This is a genomic window from Bradyrhizobium sp. P2_E8, assembly GCF_056403875.1.
Genome location: NZ_JBFUES010001156.1, coordinates 1 through 2,149, shown reverse-complemented (window position 1 = coordinate 2,149; position 2,149 = coordinate 1). Strand labels below are relative to the sequence as shown.

Here is a 2,149-nt window from a genome sequence, read left to right as displayed (position 1 = left end):
GCCGACGCATCAACGCCATTTTCTTTCCTCCGGAATTTTCGCCGAAGCGTGCGCTTCGGCTCGTTATTTGAGCATGATCTGATCGGAAAACCGCTTCACACTTTTCCGGATCATGCGTCAGGTTTCGGCTCGTATATCCGCCAATTCACGCGCCATGGCAACAAAGCCCGATATCGGAACGGTCTCGGCGCGCCGCGTCGCATCGACGCCGGCGGCCTGCGCAAGCCGCGCCGGATCGACGCCCAGCGATTTCAGGCTCTGCCGCAGCATCTTGCGGCGCTGGCCGAAGGCGGCGGCCGCGACCTGTTCGAGCAGCTTGCGATCGCAAGCGAGAGGCTCGGTGCGCGGCACCAGGCGCACGACGGAGGAGGTCACCTTCGGCGGCGGCACGAAGGCGGACGGCGCAATGTCGAACAGGATCTTGGTCTCGCAGCGCCAGTTGGCGAGCACGCCGAGACGGCCATAGGCCTCTTCGTCCTCGCGCGCCACGATGCGCTCGCCGACCTCGCGCTGGAACATCAGGACCATCATGTCGTACCAGGGCGGCCACGGTTCGGTGGTGAGCCAGCCGATCAGAAGCTGGGTCGCGATGTTGTAGGGCAGATTGGCGACGATTTTTGCGCGTTCGCCATTGAGCAGCGGGCGCGGGTCGAAGGTCATGGCATCGCCGTGGACGATCTCGAGCCGGCCGGGATAGCGCGCGGAAATATCCTGCAAGGCGGGGATTGCGCGCTCGTCATGCTCGATGGCGATGACGCGCCTGGCGCCGAGCGCAAGCAGCGCACGCGTCAGCCCGCCCGGGCCCGGGCCGATCTCGACGATGGTGGAGTCATCCAGCGGCGCCGCCGCGCGTGCAATGCGCGCGGTGAGGTTGAGATCGAGCAGGAAATTCTGGCCGAGCGATTTGCGGGCCGACAGCGCGTGCTGGCGAATGACCTCGCGCAGCGGCGGGAGGTCGTCGATCGCGCTCATCAGGTTTTGGCAGCCGCCATGCGGCTGGCGAGCTGAAGCGCTGCAATCAGGCTCGCCGGATTGGCTTTGCCGGTGCCGGCGATGTCGAAGGCGGTGCCGTGATCGGGCGAGGTGCGGATGAAGGGCAGGCCGAGCGTGACGTTGACGGCGTCGTCGAAGGCGACCGTCTTGATCGGGATCAGCGCCTGGTCGTGATACATGCAGACCGCGCAGTCGTAGCTGTTGCGCGCAGCCTCGTGGAACATGGTGTCGGCGGGCAGCGGGCCTCTTGCGTCGATGCCGTCATTGCGCAACGCCTTGAGCGCCGGCGCAATCACCGTCTGCTCCTCGTGGCCGAGCGAGCCGTCCTCGCCGGCATGCGGATTGAGGCCGGAGATCGCGATGCGCGGCCTCGTGATGCCGAAGCGGGATTTCAGCTCGGCCGCGACGATGCGCACGGTCGAGACGATCAATTCGCTCGTCAGCTGGGACAGCGCGTCGCGCAAGGAGACGTGGATCGTCACGGGCACCACGGCGAGCCGCGGCGACCACAGCATCATCACCGGCTGCGGCACGCGGCCGTCCTCTGCGGCGAGCTCGGCGAGGAATTCGGTGTGGCCGGGATGGCGGAAGCCCGCGCGGTAGAGCACGCTCTTGGCGATCGGGTTGGTGACGACGGCGCCGGCGCGGCCGGCGCGGACATCGGCTACCGCCTGGCGGATCGAGGCGAGCGCGGCCGGCGCGCTCGAGGCGTCGGGCTGGCCGGGTTCGGCCGTTGCTTGCTCGCCGGTCGCAACCACGGGCAGGGCCTCGGTGAAGGCGGCCGCGGCCTCGCGCGCGCTCACGGAGGCGATCCGGATCTCGGCGCCGAGCGCCTTCCCCAGCGTCTTGGCGCGCCGCGCGATCAGCGCCTCGTCGCCGAGCAGGTAGAAGGCGGGCAGGTTCAGCTCGCGGCGCCGGAGCCAGGCCGCAACCGTGATGTCGGGGCCGATGCCGGCAGGCTCTCCCAGCGTCAGGGCGAGGGGCTTTGCTGCGTGGTTGGCCATCAGCGGTTGCGATATTCGATCATCGCCGCCTTGCGGAGCTCGTCGAGATAGGCCTTCTGGGTCTTCTCGTACTTCTCGGTGTACATCTTCTCGCGGATCTCGCGCTTCTTCGGCGTGTCGATCATGGTCGGCTTGCGCGAGCTCAGCACGAC

Annotated in this window: 2 protein-coding genes and 1 pseudogene; all 3 read right to left on the bottom strand. The window is 67.8% G+C overall.

Features of this window, described 5'->3' with window-relative positions; all coding sequences use genetic code 11:
* Positions 1–117 precede the first annotated feature (117 nt).
* Complete coding sequence (gene rsmA / locus AC1D00_RS38020) at positions 118–972, bottom strand: 16S rRNA (adenine(1518)-N(6)/adenine(1519)-N(6))-dimethyltransferase RsmA (protein WP_025576090.1); 855 nt, start codon at positions 970–972, stop codon at positions 118–120.
* Positions 972–1,997 (bottom strand): 4-hydroxythreonine-4-phosphate dehydrogenase PdxA, encoded by a 1,026-nt coding sequence (gene pdxA, locus AC1D00_RS38015; protein WP_477014208.1) that lies wholly within the window; start codon positions 1,995–1,997, stop codon positions 972–974. The genes rsmA and pdxA overlap by 1 nt, the downstream gene beginning before the upstream one ends.
* Positions 1,997–2,149 (bottom strand): annotated as a pseudogene (locus tag AC1D00_RS38010) (peptidylprolyl isomerase); the annotation flags it as partial. The pseudogene AC1D00_RS38010 and the gene pdxA, both read right to left, overlap by 1 nt.

Excerpts from the sequence above, each read along its gene's own strand:
- rsmA (WP_025576090.1), bottom strand. The coding sequence starts at position 972 with ATGAGCGCGATCGACGACCTCCCGCCGCTGCGCGAGGTCATTCGCCAG.
- pdxA (WP_477014208.1), bottom strand. The coding sequence starts at position 1,997 with ATGGCCAACCACGCAGCAAAGCCCCTCGCCCTGACGCTGGGAGAGCCT.